Genomic DNA, 20302 nt, shown 5'->3' on the forward strand with positions numbered 1-20302 from the left:
CGCCGTCGCCCGCCTCCTTCGCGCTGGGTCGGCGCCTCAGATCGCGGCGGCCCCGCGCTCGCCGGTGCGCACGCGAACGGCGTCGTGCACGTCCACGACCCAGACCTTCCCGTCGCCCTGGGCGCCCGTGGAGGCGGCGATGACGATGGACTCGAGGATCTCCTCCGCCTGCTCGTCGGTGGTGAGGACCTCGACGCGGATCTTGGGGATGAGGTCGACGCTGTACTCGGCGCCCCGGTAGACCTGGACGTAGCCTCGCTGGCGCCCATAGCCGCTCGCGGCGCTCACGGTCAGGCCCTGGACCCCTTCGGCCTCGAGTCGTTCACGGATGTCGTCGAGCCGCTCGGGGCGGACGATCGCGGTGATGAGCTTCACCCGCTCACACTACCCGCCGGAACGGCGCTGGCCCGCACCTCCCCGGCGTGCTCCGCGTGGGCGCGCTGTCCGAGCCGGTCGAGGTGCTGCTCGAGGAGCGCCTCGACCGTGTGCTTGACGCCGAGCGGGTGGAAGCCGGCGCCCGTGGACGACGAGCCGACATGGGCCGCGTAGGCCGTCTCGGCGTGGATCACGAGGTCCACGCCCGTCTCCTCGACGTCCTGGGCGACCCGGAAGCCCATGACGGCCTTGATCGCGAGTCCGAGCCCGAGCGCCACCGCGAACGAGTAGCCGAGCACCGCTCCGGTTCCGAGCGCCTGCGTGCCCAGGAGCCCGAACCCGCCGCCGTAGAAGAGGCCGCGCCCGGGCACCGGCGCCGCCGGATCGGCGGCGAGACCGATGAACAGGGTGCCGACAATCCCGCCGACGAGGTGGACGCCGACGACGTCGAGAGAGTCGTCGTAGCCGAACCGGTACTTCAGGCCCACCGCGAGGGCGCAGACCGCGCCGGCGACAAGTCCGAGGACGATTGCCCACACGGGGTCGATCGACGCGCAGGACGGCGTGATGGCCACGAGCCCCGCGACCGCGCCGGACGCCGCGCCGAACGAGGTGGCGTGCCCGTCGCGGACCTTCTCGACCACGAGCCAGGCGAGGATCGCGGCGCACGGCGCCACGAGCGTGTTGATCCACGCGAAGCCCGCCTCGCCGTTGGCTCCGAGCGCCGAGCCCGCGTTGAAGCCGAACCAGCCGAACCAGAGCAGGCCCGCGCCGAGCATGACGAGCGGAAGGTTGTGCGGGCGGTGGTCCGGGTCCTTGCCGAACCCGACCCGCTTGCCGAGGACCAGCGCGAGGGCCAGGCCAGCCGCTCCTGCGAGGACCTCGACGGCGGTGCCGCCGGCGAAGTCGATGAGGCCGAGGTGGTTGAGCCACCCGCCGATGAACGTCCCGTGCGAATCCTTCTTGGAGTCGAAGACCCAGTGGGCCACGGGGAAGTAGACGAGCACCGCGAACGCCCCGGCGAAGACCATCCACGAGCCGAACTTGGCGCGGTCCGCGATCGCCCCGGAGACGAGGGCCACGGTCACCGTCGCGAAGACGCCCTGGAAGCCCACGAACACGATCTCGGGAATGGTGCCCACGAGCGGCATGTCCGCGCCGGTGGCGAGCAGGTTGTGGAGGCCGAAGTCCTCGAACGGATTCCCGAACAGGCCGTCGCCGGCATCCGTGCCGAAGGCGATCGAGTAGCCGAACAGCACCCACAGGACGCCGACGAGCGCGAGGGCCCCGAAGCTCATCATCATCATGTTCAGCATCGACTTCACACGGGTCATGCCCCCGTAGAAGATCGCGAGGCCCGGTGACATGAGGAGGACGAGCGCGGCCGAGACGAGGACCCAGGCGGTGTCGCCAGCGTTCATGAGTGAGGCCTTTCGGGGGAGGTGTCGCGGTTCCCCTCCAGAATCCCGTGCCGGTGTTTCGGTCCCGCTCCGCGAATGTTGCCCTCCGGTTACAGGATCCCCCGGGGGTTAAAGGCGCGTCACACGCATGTTAACGGCGTGTTTCGCGGACGACGGCGGGTGCGCGCCCGCCGTCGTCCGCGAAGGGTGTGTGCGGGGTGCTACACCGCCGCGGCCCCGCGTTCCCCCGTCCTGACCCGGATGGCCTCGTGGACCTCGACGGTCCAGACCTTGCCGTCCCCGGCGCGGCCGGTGTTGGAGGTGGTGATGAGGACATCGAGGATGTCGTCGGCCTGCTCGTCGGTGGAGAGGACCTCGACCCGCAGCTTCGGCAGCAGGTCCACGCTGTACTCGGCGCCTCGGTAGACCTCGGTGTACCCGCGCTGGCGGCCGTATCCGCTCGCGGCGCTCACCGTGAGGCCCTGGACACCGTAGGCCTCGAGGCCCTCGCGGATGGAGTCGAGCTTCTCGGGACGGACGATCGCGGTGATGAGCTTCATGCCTTGACCTTCTTCTCGGTGTTCTTCGCCAGCGGTGCCGTGAGGAGGTCGTCCGCGTTGAATGCCGCGACCTCGGCCTCGGCCTTGGCGCCCAGCGGGTGGAAGCCCGACCCGCCCGACGTGGTCGAGTAGGCGGTCTCCGCATGGAGCGCGATGTCGACGCCGGCCTCCTCGGCCTCGGTCGAGACCCGGAAGCCCATGGTCTTGGAGATGATCCAGCCGATCACCAGGGAGATGACGAAGGAGTAGACGAGCACCGAGCCCGCGCCGAGCGCCTGCTTGCCGAGGAGCTCGAAGCCGCCGCCGTAGAACAGGCCCTGGCCCTTGGACGGCGCGCCGGGGCCCGCCGCGAGGCCGATGAAGAGCGTTCCGACGATGCCGCCGACGAGGTGGACGCCGACCACGTCGAGCGAGTCGTCGTACCCGAAGCGGTACTTCAGGCCCACGGCGAGGGCGCAGACCGCACCGGCGAGGAGGCCGAGGATGATGGCCCACAGCGGGGAGATCGCCGCACACGCGGGGGTGATGGCCACGAGGCCGGCAACGGCACCGGAGGCCGCGCCGAGGGACGTCGCGTGGCCGTCGCGCAGCTTCTCCACGATGAGCCATCCGAGCACCGCGGCGCAGGGGGCGACGAGGGTGTTGATCCAGGCGAAGGCCGCGACGCCGTTGGCGCCGAGGGCGGAACCGGCGTTGAAGCCGAACCAGCCGAACCACAGCAGGCCCGCGCCGAGCATCACGAACGGGAGGTTGTGGGGACGGTGGCTGGGGTCCTTGCCGAAGCCGCGGCGCTTGCCCAGGACGAGGGCGAGGGCCAGGCCGGCCGCGCCGGCGTTGATGTGGACCGCGGTGCCGCCGGCGAAGTCGATGACGCCGAGGCCGTTCAGCCAGCCGCCGATGAAGTTGCCGTTGGCGTCCTTGTTCGCGTCGAACACCCAGTGGGCCACAGGGAAGTAGACGAGGATCGAGAAGAAGAACGCGAAGACCATCCAGGCACCGAACTTCGCGCGGTCCGCGATCGAGCCCGAGATGAGGGCCACGGTGATGATCGCGAACACGCCCTGGAAGCCCACGAACGCGAGCTCGGGGATCGTGCCGGCCAGCGGCATGTCATCGCCGGTCGAGAGCGTGCCGTGGAGGGCGAACTTGTCGAGGTTGCCGAGGAGGCCACCGAACCAGTCGGTACCGAAGGACATCGAATAGCCGACGAGCACCCAGAGCACGCCCACGAGGGCAATTGCGCCGAAGCTCATCATCATCATGTTCAGGACGCTCTTGGCGCGCGTCATGCCGCCGTAGAAGAACGCAAGCCCGGGTGTCATGAGCAGCACGAGCGCTGCCGAGGCGAGCACCCAAGCGGTGTCTCCCGCGCTGAGGGTGGGGGTCATGGCTTCTGCCTTTCGAGCGGTGGAGGGACCTTTCGCAACTAGATTCCTCCCGCGGTGTTTCAGTGGGACGCGGACCACATTGCGCCGCCGTTACAACTCGCTCCCCCGCGTTAATGCTGGGTCACGGGTGTGTTTCGAGCCTGTTTCGCTAGGGTTGGTCCATGCCCAGCACTCCCCCGCGCGTTCCCGTGCCCCGCGACATCTGGGTGCTGGTCGCCGCGGCGTTCGTCATCGCCGTCGGGTTCGGTCTCGTCGCCCCGGTCCTGCCGCAGCTCGCGACGAGCTTCGGCGTGGGCGCGACTGCCGCCTCGGTGATCGTCAGCGCGTTCGCCCTGTCCCGGCTCGTGCTGGCCCCCGCCGCGGGCTCCCTCGTGGACCGTCTGGGCGAGCGTCCCGTCTACGTCACCGGGCTGCTGCTCGTGGCCGCCTCGAGCGCGGCCTGCGCCTTCGCCCCCGACTACTGGACCCTCCTCGCGGTCCGCGGGCTGGGCGGCATCGGCTCCACGATGTTCACGATCTCCGCCTCGGGCCTGATCGTGCGCCTCGCCCCGCCCGAGGCGCGCGGCCGAGTGAGCGGGCTGTACGCGGCGTCGTTCCTCATGGGGAGCATCGCCGGGCCGGTGATCGGCGGGCTGCTGGCGGGCTTCGGGCTGCGGGTCCCCTTCCTCGTCTACGCGGCCGCCCTCATCGTTGCCGCCGCGGTGGTCCAGGCGCTGCTCGGCCGGGGCGGCGCGACCGGCGCGCGCACGACGGCGGCCGCTCGCCCCCCGCTGCTGCTCGCGGAGGCGCTCCGCGCGGCACAGTACCGCGCCGCGGTCGGATCGAACTTCGCCAACGGGTGGGCAGCGTTCGGGATCCGCATGGCGCTCGTGCCGCTCTTCGCCTCTGCGGCGCTCGGGGCGGGTCCGCAGGCGGCTGGCCTCGCCCTCGCGCTGTACGCGGTCGGGACGGCCGCGGCCCTGACGTTCACGGGGCGCCTCGCGGACCGCTGGGGGCGGCGGCCCGTGGCGGTGATCGGGCTGATGTGGACGGCCGTACCCACGGCCCTCCTCGGGGTGAGCGGCTCGGAGCCGGTGTTCTTCGCGCTGTCCATCGCGGCCGGCTTCGGCGCGGGCTTCCTCGGCCCGTCCCTCCAGGCCACGGTGGCGGACACGATCGGGTCGGACCGCAGCGGCGGCCGCCCGCTCGCGGTGTTCCAGATGGCCTCGGACGTGGGCAGCATCCTCGGCCCGCTGGTCGCCGGTGCACTCGCGGACGGGATCGGCTACGGATGGGCGTTCGCCGTCTCCGGCGGGTGCCTCCTCGCGGCCGTCCCCCTGTGGGCCCGGCGCTCGGTGCCCAGCCCCCGAGGGCAGCTCCCCCTCCGCGAGAGCGACCTGTCCTGAACCCCCACCCCGGACGGACCCGACCCGGGCCGCTCAGCCGTGCCGGAAGACCACCACGGCGGAGAGCCACGTGGTCCGGGCGCCGGTGCTGAACGTCGCATTGGGCGCAGCCCCAGCGACGGGCTGCTGGTCTTCGACGACGAACTCCATGTCCGGGGTGGGCGAGACGTTGACCCGCTGGGTGTAGCCGGCTCCCGCCCCCAGCGTGTCCCCGAACCCTGAGTCTGCATAGAATCCCACCGCGAGCTCGTTCGCGCCGGAGACCGGCGCCGTCGCACCGGACGCGACCGTCGCGGCCGAGCCGGCGGTCGTGCCGGTGGCATGCGCCTGGACGTCGACCGACCCGGTGCCCGCGGCTGTGGAGAGCCCCGCATACTCGAGGGCACCGATGCCGATGTCCGCTGGCGCCGTCGTCGTGGCGCTGACGCTCACCGGGGAACCGCCGCCCGCCGTGACCGGGGCGCTCCAGACGCTCAGTTCGGTGTGTTCCGAGGCGGCGAAGTGAGTCAGCTCCGTGTAGGTGTTCCCGGCGGAGTCGGTCACGGCGCTCGCGGTCGGCGACCCGGGGCCCCAGACGCCAACCTCGACGACGAACCTGTCGCCGGAGCGGACGGGCTTGCCGAGGGAAACGGTCGCGGAGGGGGCATTGGCCACGTGTGCCGAGGCCTGCTGGATGAACGCAGGTATGACCGCGGTCGACGGCGTGACGCTGTTGGACGGCGCCGATGCTGGCGAGGTCCCGGCCACGTTGGCCGCGGTGACGGTGAACGTGTACGGCGTACCGTTGGCCAGGCCGGACACGGTGGCCGTGGTGGGAGCTGGGCTTCCCGTCACCGTGGTCGGTGCGAGCGCCGTTCCTCCCGTCCACGGGGTCACAGTGTAGGACGTGATGGGAGCACCGCCGTTGGCCGGGGCGGTCCACCCGACGATGGCCGAGGTGTTGCCGGCCGTCGCCGTGACACCGGTCGGCGCGGCGGGTGCTGAAGGCTGGGGCCCGAGGTGGACGGTCGCCGCCAGGGAGGGGACACCGCTGGCGTTGAGGATGAACAGCATATAGTCGCCGGGCGGTGCGTAGGATCCGCCCGTCGGAGCCTGGATGCTCAGCGCCCCTGAGCCGGCGCTGAACGTCAGCGGAACGAAGTGCTGGTCCATGTCGGCCTGATGGGTGTCCGCGGCGAAGGAGACGAGGTTGACCGCCGAGATCGATGCGGCGTCCGGGGTGCTCACGCTGAACGTTGCGCCGTAGTACGCCGCCGAGGGCGCCTGGCTGATCGTGGGCCGCGCCCCGCCGAGCAGGTAGGAGGGCGAGTACACCTGCGCGCTGTACTGGCCCGGGTTGTTGAGCGAGTCCTCGTGCCCGCCCCCGGCCACGAGGACGCTCCCGTCGGGCTGGAGCACGGCACTCGAGTGGTAGTTGCGGGCCGTGGCGAGCGAGCCGATGACGCTCCACGCTCCCGTCGCGGGGTCCCAGATCTCGGCGGGCAGCACACCGCTCGTGACCTGCGTCTGGTCTGAGCTGGGCTCTCCGCCGACCGCGAGGACCCGGCCATCGGCCAGCGTCACGAGCGTGTGGTAGACCCGCGCATAGTTCATGGGCGCGATCGCGGTCCACGTGGGCGCGCCGGCCGTGAGGTCGATCGTCGCGGCCCCGGCGACCGCGGGCGACGTCGTGATCACGCTCTGCGCGCCGCCGCTGTAGAGGATCTTCCCGGGGCGGTACATGACCGGCGAGCCGTTCGTCAGTCCGCTCGGGCCGACGGAGGTCCAGGTCTGCGCCGCGGCGTCGAGCCAGTAGGACACGTCCTCAGATGGTCCGATGGTGAGGACCTTGCCGTTGGGGGCGAGGAACGAGAACGGGTACTCCTCCTCGTGGATCTGCGAGGTGCTGATCTTGGACAGGGCGGTCCACGTGTTCGCTGCGGGGTCGTAGACCTCGGGGGTGTCCGCCCAGGCCGAGGGGCTCGAGGAGTTCCCGCTGATCGCCACGTACCTCCCATCGGGGAGCTCGACGAGGTCCGGGTACCACCGCGGCGAGTTCATGCTCGCGGCCCGGCTCCAGGTCTGGTCCGTGGGATCGAACACGTTCGTGTCCGTCAGGCCGAGGTTGCCCGTTGTCGTGGCGCCATAGCCGCCAGCGACGATGACGCGCCCGTCGGGGAGCTTCGCGTTGCCCGAGCAGAAGATGCTTGACGGCGCGTTCACAGTGGTGAACGTCTTGGCAGCCGGGTCGTAGACCGACGTCGGCTCGGGGGTCTCCCAGCCGTCCCACACGAGGAGCTTCCCCGAGTCGAGCACCACGGAATGGACTGCGACGACCGGCCAGGTCGCGAGCGCGCCCCACTGGCCGTTGGCGGTGGTGCTCGGAGTGACCGCGTTCGAGGCGGCCGACGTCGGTCCGGTGCCGATCGCGTTCGTGGCGCTGACGGTGAACGTGTAGGACGTGCCGTTCGCTAGCCCCGTGATCTGGGCCGAAGTGGCCGGAGGCGTCCCGATGACCGTCGTGGCCTTCTGCGCGGCGCCCCCCGAGTAGGGGGTCACAGTGTAGGAGGTGATCTGGGATCCGCCGTCCGAGGGGGCGGTCCAGGATACGGTCGCGCCGCCGTTCCCCGGGCTCGCGGCGACCCCGGTGGGCGCCCCCGGTACGGTTGCGTTCGGCGTGCTCGCCGGGCGGAAGACGACCGCAGCGGCAAGCCACGTCGTGTTCGCGCCCGTCGTGAATCCGGCGCTCGGCGTTGCGCCGGACGCGACGGGCGCATCCTCGGCCGCGAGCTCCATGTCGGAGGTCTTCGAGACGTTGGTCCGCACCGTGAAGCCGGGGCCGCCGCCGATGGTGTCGCCGAAGCCCGAATCGGCGTAGAACCCCACCGCGAGCTCTCCGGCGGCGGTCGTGGCGGGCGTGGGGCCCGAGGCGACAGTGCCGGCCGCAGACGTGGTCCCCGCGGCCTGTGCGTGGACGTCCATCGCGGCGACGCCCGCCGCGGACGACAGTCCCGAGTACTCGAGCACGGCGATGCCGACGTCGGCGGCGGACGTCGGCTTGACCGTGACCGTGGGCTTCGTGCCGCCGCCGGCCGTCACCGGTGCGGTCCACACGCTCAGCTCGGTGTGTTCCGAGGCGGTGAAGTGCAGCAGCTCGGTGTAGGCGTTGCCCGCGGAGTCGGTGACGCTCGCAGCCGTCGCTGACGACGAGTTCCAGATGCCCACCTCAACGACGAGCCTGTTCCCCGCGGTCACGGCCGAGGCCGGTGCGACGGCGAGGGAAGCCGTTCCGCCTTTGTGTGCAGCAACCTGCTGGACGAAGGCGGGCGGGGTCGAGGCGGCGTGCGCCGGGACGGCAACGAGGCCGAAGAACGCGGTGGCGACCACGGTCACGGCGGCAAGGGCGGAAGTACGGCGTGCGGGGAGCATCGCTCCTCCTCGTGCTCAGACCAGGAAGGGAACGCGCCCCGTCTGAAAACCGTGCTCCGCTCTCCCCGCGCGTGTCAAGGCTCCGCGGTGTAGGCCGCGCGGACGGCCGCGGCGTCGCGCTACGCGAGGATCGCGTCCACGAAGCCCTCGGCGTCGAACGGGGCAAGGTCGTCCGGGCCCTCGCCGAGGCCCACGAGCTTGACGGGGACGCCGAGCTGCTTCTGGATGGCCACGACGATGCCGCCCTTCGCGGTGCCGTCGAGCTTGGTCAGGACGATGCCGGTGATGTCGACGACCTCGCCGAACACCTTGGCCTGGGTGAGCCCGTTCTGGCCGGTGGTCGCATCGAGCACGAGGAGGACCTCGTCCACCTCCGCCTGCTTCTCGATGACGCGCTTGACCTTGCCGAGCTCGTCCATGAGCCCGACCTTGTTCTGGAGCCGCCCGGCAGTGTCGACCATGACGACGTCGACCTCCTGCTCGATGCCCGCCTTGACGGCCTCGAACGCGACCGAGGCGGGGTCCGCGCCGTCGACATCCGACTTGACGGTGGGCACGCCGACGCGGGCGCCCCACGTGGCGAGCTGCTGGGCTGCGGCCGCGCGGAAGGTGTCGGCAGCACCGAGGATCACGTCCTTGTCCTCGGCCACGAGAACGCGCGCGAGCTTGCCGACGGTTGTGGTCTTGCCGACGCCGTTGACGCCCACCACGAGCACGACGGCGGGCTTGCCGTCCACGCGGGAGACCTTGAGGGAGCGGTCCATGGTCGGGTCGACGAGCTTGATGAGCTCCTCGCGCAGCATGGACTTGACCTCCTCGGGGCTGCGCGTTCCCATGACCTTGACCCGATCGCGGAGCGTGTCCACGAGCGCGAGGCTGGGCTCGGTGCCGATGTCCGCGAGCAGAAGGGTCTCCTCGACCTCGTCCCACACGTCCTCATCGATCTTGTCGCCCGAGAGCAGGGCCAGCAGGCCCTTGCCGAAGAGGCTGTTGCTCTTGACGAGCCGCTCGCGCAGGCGCTGGAGGCGGCCCGCCACCGGGGCCGGCGTCTCGGTGGGGACGCGCTCGGTGACGGCCTCATCAAGGACGTCCTCTGCGGGAGCCTCGCCCTCGGGCTCCGCCGGGGCGGGCAGCGTGCCCACGCCGGCGGGCGGCGCGTGGTCGGCGTCGAGGACGCTGGGCTGGGCCGGGGTGATGGCCCGGTCGTTGGCGTCGCGCGGGCCGGGGTAGTTGATCTTCTTCCGGCGGCCGCTGACGAGGCCGATGACGATCCCGGCGACGATCAGGATCGCGACCGCAACGATGATGATGACGGGCAGCAGGGCGGAAAGGTCTGTCACGGTCCTAGCTTCTCACAGCCCCGACGGGCGTTCGGGGGGCGTGCGCTGGCTCACGCCCCGACGTCGACGCGGTCGAGCTTCTGGCTGATCACGGTCGAGACGCCGTCGCCGCGCATCGAGACCCCGTAGAGGGCGTCCGCGACCTCCATGGTCCGCTTCTGGTGGGTGATCACGATGAGCTGGCTCGATTCGCGCAGCTCCTCGAAGATCGTGATGAGCCGCCCCAGATTCGTGTCGTCCAGGGCCGCCTCGACCTCGTCCATGACGTAGAACGGCGAGGGCCTGGCCTTGAAGATCGCGACGAGCAGCGCAACGGCGGTGAGCGAGCGCTCGCCGCCGGAGAGCAAGGACAGCCTCTTGATCTTCTTTCCGGCGGGCCGGGCCTCGACTTCGATGCCGGTGCCGAGAAGGTCGTCCGGGTCCGTCAGCACGAGCCGGCCCTCTCCGCCGGGGAAGAGCCGGCCGAACACCCGCTCGAACTGGACGGAGGTGTCCGCGAACGCCTCCGCGAAGACCTTCTGCACGCGCTCGTCGACCTCGGCAATGATCTGCAGGAGGTCCTTGCGGCTCTTCTGCAGGTCCTCGAGCTGGGTGGCGAGGAAGCGGTGGCGCTCCTCGAGGGCGGCGAACTCCTCGAGGGCGAGCGGGTTGACCTTTCCCAGCGCCGCGAGGTCGCGTTCGGCCTTCTTGAGGCGCTTCTCCTGCTCGGCGCGCACAAACGGCACTCCGCCCTCGAGCGGCTGCCCGTCGTCGTCCACCTCGACCCGGAGCGCGGCCCACTTGTCCGAACCCTCCTCCAGGGGGACGGGAACGGGGCGGTCCGGCCCGAAGCCACGGATCAGCTCGTCTGCGGCCAACCCGAGCTCGTCCACGGCCCGCTCGGCCAGCGCCTCGAGCCTGAGGCGCTGCTCCGCCCGTGCGAGCTCGTCGCGGTGGGCGGCGTCATTGAGGCCCGCGAGTTCCCGGGCAAGCTCGCCGTTGCGGCCGCGGAGGGACCCGAGTTTCGCATCGAGCTCGGCCCGCAGGGCTTCGGCCTCGTCCCGGGCGCTGGCCGCGTCGTCCACCGCCCGGTCCATGCGGGCCAGCCCGATCCGCGCTGCCTGTGCGACTGAGGCGGCACGCGCTGCCTCGCGCGACCGGTGCTCCGCGCGCCGCCGTGCCTCCTCGGCCGCGCGGCGCTCCGATTCCGCCGCCCGCTCGAGCGATTGGACACGCGCCTGCAGGGACCGGTGCTGCTCCTCGGCGGCGCGCAGCGCGAGCCGCGCCTCGAGCTCCCGTGCACGCGCGGTGGCCGCTTCCGCCTGCAGGCGGTCGCGGTCCTGGGCATCCGGTTCCTGGGCGTCCGGGGCCTCCTCGGCGAGCTCGAGTCGCTCGGCGGCCGCCTCGAGGGCCACTTGCTCGGCCTCGAGCTGCGTGCGGGCGGCCTCGAGCGCCGACCTCTGGCGCTCCTCCTCCGCGGCGGCGCCACGCAGCTGCGTACCGAGGGCGGCGAGCTTCTCGGCCACGGCGGCGAAGCGTGCGTCTGAGTCGTTCAGGGCCGCCAGCGCGGTGTCAGCGCGCTCGCGGGCCTCCCGCTCGCGCTCTTGGGCGCCGGAGAGGGCGAACCCGCAGCGCTCATACTCGGCCTGGGCCGAGGCGTGCGCCGCGCGGGCCGCCTCGAGCAGCCCCTGCAGCTCCATCGTCGAGGGTGCCCCCGACGATCCGCCGCGCATCCCCGCCGCGGTGACCAGATCGCCGTCGTGCGTCACCACGGTGAGCTCGGGATGCTTGCCGGCCAGCGCGATCGCCTCGGCGAGCGTACGCACGACGGCGGCCTGCCGGACCAGGTGCGCGACCGCGCCGGCGATGCGATGGTCCGGGGCCAGCACGTCGGAGAGCCAGCGCGCGCCCTCGGGGAGCGCGTACCCGGAACGGTCGATGGGCGCATCTATGTGTACCCGAGACGCTGAAGGTGGTGGATCTTGTGTACCCGAGACGGGGTGGAGGAGGGCTGCCTGGCCGGCGTCGTCCAGCCTGAGCGCCTCGAGCGCCTCCCGCGCCGCCTCGGCCCCCGCCATCGCGAGGCCCTCGGCGAACGGGCCGAGCACGGCGGCGGCCGCGGCCTCGAAACCGGGCTCGACCCGCACGAGGTCGGCCACCCTGCCGAGCACCCCCCGTGCGCCCGCGGCGACGGTGCCGGTCGCGTCGCGGTCCTTGAAGCCGGTCTGCAGGGCCTCGATCCGGGCCTCGTGCGCCTGCTTCGCGGCGGCAGCCCTGCGACGGCGCTCGAGCAGCGCCTCGCGCTCTGCCTCCGCCTCGGCGAGCTCGGCGGCGGCCCCCTCATAGGCCGTGTCGAGGTCCTCCTCGCCGGCCTCGACGCCGGCGATCTGGTTCTCGAGGGCCGTGTAGTCGCTCCGGGCCGCGCGCTGCCGCTCGGCGGCGCCGGCGAGGTTCTCGCGCAGGCGCCCGATCTCCCCCTCGGCGGCCTCGACGCGGCTCCGTACCGCGGCGACCTGCCCGCCCAGGCGCGCGAGGCCCTCCCTGCGGTCCGCCTGCGCCCTGAGGAGTGCTGTGTGCCGACGGTCCTCGGCCGTGGCCGCCTCCTCGGCCGTCACGCGCGCCCCCTCGGCCTCGGCGAGGACCTCGGCGCGCATCTCCACAGCGTCCGCGGCCGCCTCGAGTTCGAGACGCAGCTCGTCGGCCTGGCGTTGCAGCGCCTCCGGGTCCCGGCCTCGCGAGGGCGGCTCGGAGGAGCCGAGGAGGCGGCGGCGCTCCTCGGCGAGCGAGGCGAGGGCCCGCAGCCGCTCCCTGCCTTGCGAGAGGCGATACCACGTGTCCCGGGAGGCGTTCACGAGGGGCGTCGCGGCAGCTGCGGAACGCTCCGCCTCGGCCTGCTCGCGCTGGCCGGCATCGAGCTCGCCCTGGACGGCGGCCCGGCGTGCGTCCAGCGCGCTGAGGTCCGCCTCTTCCTGCTCCATCGCGGTGCGGAGCGTCACGAGGTCGTCGGCGAGGAGCCGAGCCCGGGCGTCTCGGACATCGGCCTGGATGGTCTGGGCTCGGCGCGCCACCTGCGCCTGCCGGCCGAGGGGGCCGAGCTGCCGGCGAAGCTCGGCGGTGAGGTCCCCGAGCCGGGAGAGGTTTGCCTGCATCGCCTCGAGCTTGCGGACGGTGCGCTCCTTGCGGCGCCGGTGCTTGAGGATGCCCGCGGCCTCCTCGATGAAGCCGCGGCGGTCCTCCGGCGTGGCATGCAGGACCCGGTCGAGCTGGCCCTGCCCCACGATCACGTGCATCTCCCGGCCCAGGCCGGAGTCGGACAGGAGCTCCTGGATGTCCAGGAGTCGGCAGGGGCTGCCGTTGATGGCGTACTCCGAGCCGCCTGCGCGGAAGAGTGTGCGAGAGATCGTGACCTCGGCGTACTCAATGGGGAGCGCGCCGTCCGCGTTGTCGATCGTCAGCGAGACGTGGGCGCGGCCCAGCGGGGGGCGCCCGGAGGTACCGGCAAAGATGACGTCCTCCATCTTGCCGCCACGCAGCGTCTTGGCGCCCTGCTCCCCCATGACCCACGCGAGCGCGTCCACGACGTTCGACTTGCCCGAGCCGTTGGGGCCGACGACGGCCGTCACGCCGGGCTCGAACTCGAATGTGGTGGCCGAGGCGAAGGACTTGAAGCCTCGGATCGTCAGGGTCTTAAGGTGCAAGGGTCCGCGGGCCTCCTCTCGTGTCCTGTATGTGCCCTCGGCATGGTGGCATTGTGCCACCGGGCGCCGACAGAACTCGCGCTACCAGCGGGCGTTGCGCGGAACCGGCTGGCACCGTGTGCACCGGTACGAGGACCGGTTCATGAACTGCTCGCGGACCACGACCCCCACCCGGCCCTCGGCCGCGCACCGCCGGCAGGGCAGACCGGCGCGGCCGTACGCGTCGAGCGAGCGCGCGAAGTAGCCGGACGCCCCATTGACGTTGACATACAGCGAATCGAAGCTCGTGCCGCCGGCCGCGAGGGCCCTGTCCATGACATCGCGGACGGCGTCCACGAGGCGCTCCGTCTCGGGGCGGCGCAGCGTGTCCGTGGGCCTCGCGTAGTGGAGCCTCGCGGTCCAGAGGGCCTCGTCGGCGTAGATGTTCCCGATCCCGGAGATGAGCCGTTGATCCAGGAGCGCCCGCTTGATGCCCGTCCGCCGCGAGCGCAGGCGCTCGTGGAACGCGGGGGCGTCGAACAGCGGGTCGAGCGGGTCGCGTGCGATGTGGGCCGCCTCCGCGGGGACGAGCGGGAGGCGGGCCTCCGAGCGGCCGCCCGGGCCGCCGTCGTGCGTCGGAATCAGGGGCACGACGGCGAGCCCTCCGAAGATGCGCTGGTCCACGAAGCGGAGCTCGCCAGGCATGCCGTCCGCGTCGCTGAGCGAGAGGCGGACCTTGAGGTGCTTCTCGGCGGGCTGGTCGGCGTCCTCGACGAGGAGCTGGCCGCTCATGCCCAGATGCGCGAGGAGTGCGGTGTGCGGGACAAAGCCCGGATCCGCCGGATCGTCGTCGGGGCCGGCGAGCGGCATCCAGAGGTATTTGCCGCGGCGGGCCGCGTCGAGCACGCGGGCGCCTTCCAGCTGGCCGACGAAGTCCTCGGGCCCGAGGAGGTGCCGCCGCACGGACCGGGGGTCGAGGACGGCCGCGGCGTCGATGCGCCGTCCGGCCACCCAGGCGGCGAGGCCGCGGCGGACGACCTCGACTTCGGGGAGCTCGGGCATATCAGCCCGGCTGTTCGGCCGCAGCCTCAGCGGCAGTCCCCGCGGTCGATCCGCCCGCGGAGGGGCCGAGCACCTTCCACGCGTTCGCTGCGGACTGCTGCTCGGCCTCCTTCTTGGAGTTTCCGGTGCCCGTGCCGTACGGCGTACCGCCGATGAGGAGGGTCGCCGTGTAGACGCGGGCGTGGTCCGGCCCGTCACCCACCACGGCGTAGTGGATCGCGCCGAGCTGCCGGTTCGCGGCCAGCTCCTGGATGTGGGTCTTCCAGTCGGTGCCGGCTCCGAGCACGGCGGCGTCCGCGAGGAGCGGCGTGACGAGCCCGACAACGAAATTCCGGGCCGTCTCGAGGCCATTGGAGATGAAGGTCGCGCCGATGAGCGCCTCCATCGTGTCCGCGAGGATCGAGGACTTGTTGTTCCCGCCCGTCACCTTCTCGCCCTGGCCGAGGAAGATGAACTCGCCCACGCCGAGGCGGCGGGCGATCGATGCGAGGGCGCGCGTGCTCACGACGGCGGCGCGCCGCTTGGCGAGGTCGCCCTCGCTCAGGCCGGGGTACTCCCGGTAGAGGAGCTCGGTCACGGAGAACCCGAGAATCGAGTCGCCGAGGAACTCGAGGCGCTCGTTGGTCGGGATTCCGCCGTTCTCGTACGCGTAGGAGCGGTGGGTCAGGGCAAGACGAAGCGTCTCGGCGTCGATGTCGACGCCGAGACGCTTCAGGAGCTCGTCATGAGCGATCATGCGCGAGGACAGCCGAATCAGACGTCGGCGACCTTGCGGCCCTTGTACTCAAGGAAGAGCTCGGTACCCGCGGAGTCGGTGACGACCTTGGCCTGGTGCGGCAGGCTGTAGGTCACGCGGCCGTTCTCGACGGTCTTGACCAGGGTCGGAACCGAGGCCTTCCACTGCGAGCGACGGGCGCGGGTATTCGAGCGAGACATCTTCCGCTTGGGAACAGCCACGGCTAACTCATTTCTCTCTTATGCCAACACTTACTCATCGTCGTGCCGGTCTGGCTTTGCCAGATCTGCCAAGGCAGCCCACCGGGGGTCGACGACCTCATGGTGGTGCCCCGGCTCGTCCGCGAGGCGCACTCCGCATTCGGAGCACAGGCCCTCGCAGTCTTCCCGGCACACCGGCTGGAACGGCAGCAGCGGTACCACTGCGTCCCGCAACACCGGCTCAAGATCGATGGAATCGTGCTCGACTCGACGTTGCTCTTCATCGTCTTCTCCGTTCGAGAAGCCCATGCCCTCGAAGAAGAAAAGCTCTTGCACCTCGGTATCGAGTCCGTACTCGATGGGATCCAGGCAACGGCCACACTCGCCCGTCACTGTGACGTGCGCCGTCCCCGAGACCAAGATCCCCTCGTGCACTGACTCGAACTTCAAGTCCAGATCCACAGGGGATCCTTCCTTGACACCGATGAGCGCCACACCGAGTTCTCCCGGTGCGGGTACATGCTCCTCAAGGGTCCGCATAGTCCCGGGGCTGCGCCCGAGATCCTTGACGTCGAACATCAAAGGCGAACGTGCTCCGCGCTTAATGAGAACTCCTGTAGAACATAGACCGACACACCATCCTAGCCGCTGCGGCGGCAGGCCCCAAAATGGAGCGCCCCAGCCTCGGACGGACGGCGTGCTGCTGGCTGTGCCCGTCTATTCTATGCCCTGAGCGCCGCGGGGCCGGTGACCTCAGCGCTCCGGGCGCGTCTCGGCCAAGCGGACCAGGACGGACCGCGGCACGTACTCGGAGACGTCCCCACCGAGGTCGTGGACCTCCTTGACCAGAGTCGAGGACAAGTGCACGTAGTGGGCCTCCGCCGGCAGGAACACGGTCTCGACGCCCGTGAGCTGGCGGTTCATGATCGCCATCGGCAGCTCGTAGTCGAAGTCCGACGACGAGCGGAGGCCCTTGACGATCGCGCTCGCCCCACGCTCGCGGCAGTACTCCGCGAGGAGGCCCTCGCCCATCGGCTCGACAAGGATCCCGCTGATCGCCCCGAGCGTCCGCCGCGCCATCGTGAGGCGCTCCTCGAGGCCGAACCGGTACTTCTTGGCGTAGTTCGTCGAGACGGCGACGATGACCTCGTCGAAGAGGTTCGCAGCCCGCGCGATCACCTCGAGATGCCCGTTGTGGATGGGATCGAAGGAGCCAGGGCACACTGCGCGTCGCATACCGCCAAGATAGTGCATGCCCTCCGGCCGTCGGCCCTCCATGACGCCCGGCGCGGCTAGCATGGGCGGATGAGTACCCGAGAGCAGCACTCCGCGTGGCGGCGCACAGCCGCGGGGGCCAACCTCCTCGGCCCGGACGGGACACTGGGCGTGACGATCTTCGAGGAGATGACCTCCCTCGCCGTGCGCCACGGCGCGGTCAACCTCGGCCAAGGGTTCCCCGACGAGGACGGGCCGGCGGAGATGGCCGACGCCGCGCGCACGGCCATCCTGCACGGGGCAAACCAGTACGCGCCGGGCCAGGGCATCCCCCGCCTGCGCGAGGCGGTCGCCGCGCACCAGGCGCGCTTCTACGGGATCCGCCTCGATCCGTACCGCGAGGCCATCATCACAACGGGCGCGACCGAGGGCATCGCCGCGTCGGTCCTGGCCCTCGCGGGCCCAGGGGACGAGGTGCTCACCTTCGAGCCGTTCTACGACTCATACGGGGCCATGATCGGCCTCGCCGGCGCCGAGCACGTGACGGTCCCGCTGCACGCGCCGCGGTTCCAGCCGGACCTCGACGAGCTCGCTGCGGCATTCAGCGCACGGACGCGGCTCGTCATCGTGAACAACCCGCACAATCCGACCGGCGCCGTGTTCGGCACGGACGTGCTGGCGAGGATCGTCGAGCTCGCCGCAGCGCACGACGCCGTGATCGTCACCGACGAGGTCTACGAGCACCTTGTCTTCGGCGAACCGCACGTCCCCGTCGCGACGCTCCCGGGCGCGGCCGAGCGGACGCTCACGATCTCCTCGGCGGGGAAGACGTTCTCCTTCACCGGCTGGAAGGTCGGGTGGGTCACGGGTCCCGAGGAACTGGTCGCGAGGGTCCGCACCATCAAGCAGTTCCTCACGTACAGTTCCGGCACGCCGTTCCAGGAGGCCGTGGCCCTCGGCCTGGGCTTCCCTGACGAGTTCTTCCACGGCATCGCGCACACGCTGCGGGCCAAACGGGACATCCTCGCCGAGGGACTGCAGTCCGCCGGTCTGGACGTGTTCCTCCCGGACGGCACCTACTTCATCACCGCAGACACGGCTGCGCTCGGATTCGACGACGCACTCGACCTCGCGCGGCGGCTTCCCGAACTCGTCGGGGTCGCCGCGATCCCGGTGTCGGTGTTCTGCCACGACGACGGCGCGCGGCGCACCCGCTCGCTGCTGCGGTTCGCGTTCTGCAAGAAGGAGCCGCTCCTGGCCGAGGCGGCCGCCCGCCTCTCGCGGCTGTCGGAGCTCGTGTGAGCGGTCCGGGCAGGCGGCCCCTGGCCTCCCGCTACCTGCGGGGCATCGGGGCGCACGCGAGTGTCGAACCCGACGAGCACGTCCGGGGCGCCTACGTGCTCGCGATCGGCGGCGCGGAGCAGTCCCATGTGGACCTCAACGACCCGTCGCACGTGTTCTACGCGTACCTGCGCCGCATCGCGAACGTCGTGGACCTCATCGCCCCTCCGGGCGAGCCCATCCGCGCCCTGCACCTCGGGGCGGGGGCACTCACCCTCGCACGGTACATCGAGGCGACCCGGCCCGGATCCGTGCAGTCCGCAGTCGAGCTCGAGCGAGAGCTCGCCGACTTCGTCCTCGAGCAGCTCCCCCTCGCCCCGGGCACCGACCTGTTGGTACACCTCGGGGACGCCCGCTGGACCCTCCCGGACGTTGCCGGCCGCGGGCCGTTCGACGTCGTGGTGCTCGACATCTTCTCCGGCCCCGAGGCACCCGGCCACATCGCCCACCGGGACTTCTACGCGGAGGCAGCGGGGCTCCTGTCCGAGCGCGGGGCGCTGATCGTGAACATCGGCGACGATCCGCCGCTGACCCTCGTGCGGTCCCAGTTGGCCGCGATGCGCGGAGTCTTCCCGGAGGTGGCCGCACTCGCCGAGCCGGACATGTTCACCGCAAGGTTCCCGGGGAACATCGTGGCAATCGGCCTGACCGGGGCCTGGCCTGAGGCGTGGACCGCGGCCCTGGCCGCAGCCGGGCCGTACCCGACGCGGCTGGCCCGAGGCACAGACCTGGACCCCCTCGCGGGCTGACGCTCGCCGACGCGACCATGCGCGGCCAGCCGGTCCGGGCGATCGGGGTCAGCTCGCGAGCTTCTGCTCCGCGAGGCGCTTGACCCACTCCGGGGTGGGGCGGTGGAGGCGCTCGTCCAGGACCACACGGAGCTTGGCGGCCGCGATCTGGACGCGGCGGTCCGACGCGCCCGGCCGGCGCTCTCGCGTCTGGTCCTCGCCCTGCCGTCCGGCACCCTCGTGGCCGGCGCCCTCGTCGGGAAGCTCGGTGCTGCCCTCGGTGTCCCTGTTCACCGTGTCTCCTTCACTCACATCTGCCCCTCCAGTATCGCCCGAGCACGCGGAGGCCGTCCATGTCCGCCTCTGAGTGCGGTCGTCTAGGCGCCGTCATCGCCGAGCTCCTCGTCCAGCCCAGCATCCTCGGCCTCGGCGATCGGCTCGACCCACACCGCGTCGAGCAGCTCGAGCTCCTCGTCGCTCGCGATGAGGTCGCTCTTCGCGAGGCTCGCGAGCACCATCGTTCCCATGACCGCGAGCTGCGGGTCCGGGGAAACCGAGGCCTCCAGGGCCCACTCGGTACGGCGCCAGAACTCGGCCCGCCGGTCCGAGTACGAACGCTGGCGGATCGTGCTCAGCCCCACGATCGCCGCGACCACGGCGGCGGCGAGCGTCCCCACGGGCGCGAGGGCAGAGACGATCTCCCACCAGTGCGGTTCAACGACGGCCGCGGCCCCCGCCGTCGGGGGCAGAGCCGACAGGGGCAGAGCCGTCAGGTGCAAACCAGCCGGCGGCAGCACCGCCGTCGTGCCCGTCAAGGCCGTGCGCGTGAGGGCAGTGCCGCCGAACAGAGCGGCGCTGTCGAAGATCATGGCGCAACGCTACCGGTGGACTCCGACGCTTCAGCGTCGACGTCGGGCTCCGGGCGGGGCTCGGCGAACCACAGGTGCGTCTCGCCGTACTTGCGGTCCGCGTAGTGCACGAGGTGGCGCGGCCACGCGGGTTCCGGCGAGCGGGCCGAGCGCTCCACGACGACGAGCGCGTCCGCGGCAAGGTGCGGGGCCAGTGCCTCGAGGACGCGGGCCAGCTGGTCCTCGCCCAGGGGGTAGGGCGGATCCAGGAAGACGAGGTCCCAGTGGCGGCCCTCGATGGTCGACTCGAGGAAGGCGCCGACCTTCCCGCGGTGCACGGTGACGGCACGGCGGCCCACGGCGTCGTTCACGGTGCGCGCGTTGCGCTGGCAGATGCCCACGGCCTTCGCGTCCGACTCCACGAGCTCGGCCGTGGAGGCACCACGGCTCACGGCCTCGACCCCCAGGGCGCCGGAGCCTGCGTAGAGGTCCAGGACCCTGGCCCGGGAGATCATCCCCAGGGCCTCGAGGCGCGAGAACAGCGCCTCCTTGACACGGTCCGTGGTGGGGCGGGTCCCCGAGCCGGGAACGGACACGAGGGGGGTCCCCCCGCAGATTCCGGCGATGATCCTGCTCATCGCACCGCCCGAGCCGTCGCGC

Annotated in this window: 18 protein-coding genes; 3 read left to right on the forward strand and 15 right to left on the reverse strand. The window is 71.5% G+C overall.

The window, feature by feature from the left end:
• Positions 1–36: 36 nt before the first annotated feature.
• From SCMU_RS11830 to SCMU_RS11845, 4 genes are all read right to left on the reverse strand, one after another.
• Positions 37–375 carry a P-II family nitrogen regulator gene (locus tag SCMU_RS11830; RefSeq protein ID WP_229229348.1) on the reverse strand — a complete coding sequence of 113 codons (339 nt, stop codon included), beginning with the start codon at positions 373–375 and terminating at the stop codon, positions 37–39.
• Positions 372–1796 (reverse strand): ammonium transporter, encoded by a 1425-nt coding sequence (locus SCMU_RS11835; protein WP_229229349.1) that lies wholly within the window; start codon positions 1794–1796, stop codon positions 372–374. Before SCMU_RS11835 ends, SCMU_RS11830 begins: the two co-directional genes overlap by 4 nt.
• Before the next feature lie 200 nt (positions 1797–1996).
• Positions 1997–2335 (reverse strand): P-II family nitrogen regulator, encoded by a 339-nt coding sequence (locus SCMU_RS11840; RefSeq protein WP_229229350.1) that lies wholly within the window; start codon positions 2333–2335, stop codon positions 1997–1999.
• Positions 2332–3723 (reverse strand): ammonium transporter, encoded by a 1392-nt coding sequence (locus tag SCMU_RS11845; protein WP_229229351.1) that lies wholly within the window; start codon positions 3721–3723, stop codon positions 2332–2334. Before SCMU_RS11845 ends, SCMU_RS11840 begins: the two co-directional genes overlap by 4 nt.
• A gap of 161 nt (positions 3724–3884) precedes the next feature.
• On the opposite strand from SCMU_RS11845, the gene SCMU_RS11850 reads away from it, so the two are divergent.
• Positions 3885–5108, forward strand: coding sequence for an MFS transporter (locus SCMU_RS11850; RefSeq protein ID WP_229229352.1), 1224 nt, complete (start codon positions 3885–3887; stop codon positions 5106–5108).
• A 33-nt stretch (positions 5109–5141) separates the two neighbouring features.
• Here SCMU_RS11850 and SCMU_RS11855 read toward each other — a convergent pair whose 3' ends face one another.
• The 8 genes from SCMU_RS11855 to coaD form a co-directional block, all read right to left on the reverse strand.
• Positions 5142–8516: a fibronectin type III domain-containing protein gene (locus tag SCMU_RS11855; RefSeq protein ID WP_229229353.1), complete on the reverse strand. Its 3375-nt coding sequence runs from the start codon at positions 8514–8516 to the stop codon at positions 5142–5144.
• A gap of 119 nt (positions 8517–8635) precedes the next feature.
• Positions 8636–9856, reverse strand: a complete 1221-nt coding sequence (gene ftsY / locus SCMU_RS11860; protein WP_229229354.1) for a signal recognition particle-docking protein FtsY — start codon at positions 9854–9856, stop codon at positions 8636–8638.
• 50 nt (positions 9857–9906) lie between these two features.
• Entirely contained in the window at positions 9907–13533 is a 3627-nt protein-coding gene (gene smc, locus SCMU_RS11865; RefSeq protein ID WP_229229355.1) for a chromosome segregation protein SMC, read from the reverse strand.
• A gap of 81 nt (positions 13534–13614) precedes the next feature.
• Positions 13615–14574 carry a bifunctional DNA-formamidopyrimidine glycosylase/DNA-(apurinic or apyrimidinic site) lyase gene (mutM, locus tag SCMU_RS11870; protein WP_229229356.1) on the reverse strand — a complete coding sequence of 320 codons (960 nt, stop codon included), beginning with the start codon at positions 14572–14574 and terminating at the stop codon, positions 13615–13617.
• Position 14575: 1 nt separating this feature from the next.
• Positions 14576–15310 carry a ribonuclease III gene (gene rnc, locus SCMU_RS11875; protein ID WP_229229357.1) on the reverse strand — a complete coding sequence of 245 codons (735 nt, stop codon included), beginning with the start codon at positions 15308–15310 and terminating at the stop codon, positions 14576–14578.
• 17 nt (positions 15311–15327) lie between these two features.
• On the reverse strand, positions 15328–15531 hold the full coding sequence (rpmF, locus tag SCMU_RS11880; RefSeq protein ID WP_066498296.1) for a 50S ribosomal protein L32: 204 nt from the start codon (positions 15529–15531) through the stop codon (positions 15328–15330).
• Between the two features lie 30 nt (positions 15532–15561).
• Entirely contained in the window at positions 15562–16092 is a 531-nt protein-coding gene (locus SCMU_RS11885; protein ID WP_443020134.1) for a YceD family protein, read from the reverse strand.
• A gap of 171 nt (positions 16093–16263) precedes the next feature.
• Positions 16264–16746 (reverse strand): pantetheine-phosphate adenylyltransferase, encoded by a 483-nt coding sequence (gene coaD / locus SCMU_RS11890; RefSeq protein ID WP_229229359.1) that lies wholly within the window; start codon positions 16744–16746, stop codon positions 16264–16266.
• A 69-nt stretch (positions 16747–16815) separates the two neighbouring features.
• On the opposite strand from coaD, the gene SCMU_RS11895 reads away from it, so the two are divergent.
• Both SCMU_RS11895 and SCMU_RS11900 read left to right on the forward strand, forming a co-directional pair.
• Entirely contained in the window at positions 16816–18027 is a 1212-nt protein-coding gene (locus SCMU_RS11895; protein ID WP_443020135.1) for an aminotransferase class I/II-fold pyridoxal phosphate-dependent enzyme, read from the forward strand.
• Positions 18024–18815, forward strand: a complete 792-nt coding sequence (locus SCMU_RS11900; protein ID WP_229229360.1) for a spermidine synthase — start codon at positions 18024–18026, stop codon at positions 18813–18815. Before SCMU_RS11895 ends, SCMU_RS11900 begins: the two co-directional genes overlap by 4 nt.
• Positions 18816–18863: 48 nt before the next feature.
• Here the strand turns inward: SCMU_RS11900 and SCMU_RS11905 are convergent, their stop codons facing one another.
• The 3 genes from SCMU_RS11905 to rsmD all read right to left on the reverse strand — a co-directional run bounded on the left by SCMU_RS11905 (position 18864) and on the right by rsmD (position 20280).
• Entirely contained in the window at positions 18864–19088 is a 225-nt protein-coding gene (locus SCMU_RS11905) for a hypothetical protein (protein WP_229229361.1), read from the reverse strand.
• A gap of 83 nt (positions 19089–19171) precedes the next feature.
• The gene (locus SCMU_RS11910; protein ID WP_229229362.1) at positions 19172–19663 is read right to left on the reverse strand and encodes a hypothetical protein; all 492 of its coding nucleotides are present in this window, start codon (positions 19661–19663) and stop codon (positions 19172–19174) included.
• The gene (gene rsmD, locus SCMU_RS11915) at positions 19660–20280 is read right to left on the reverse strand and encodes a 16S rRNA (guanine(966)-N(2))-methyltransferase RsmD (RefSeq protein WP_229229363.1); all 621 of its coding nucleotides are present in this window, start codon (positions 20278–20280) and stop codon (positions 19660–19662) included. Before rsmD ends, SCMU_RS11910 begins: the two co-directional genes overlap by 4 nt.
• Between the last annotated feature and the right edge of the window lie 22 nt (positions 20281–20302).

It is taken from the genome of Sinomonas cyclohexanicum (assembly GCF_020886775.1).
Lineage (GTDB): Bacteria > Actinomycetota > Actinomycetes > Actinomycetales > Micrococcaceae > Sinomonas > Sinomonas cyclohexanicum.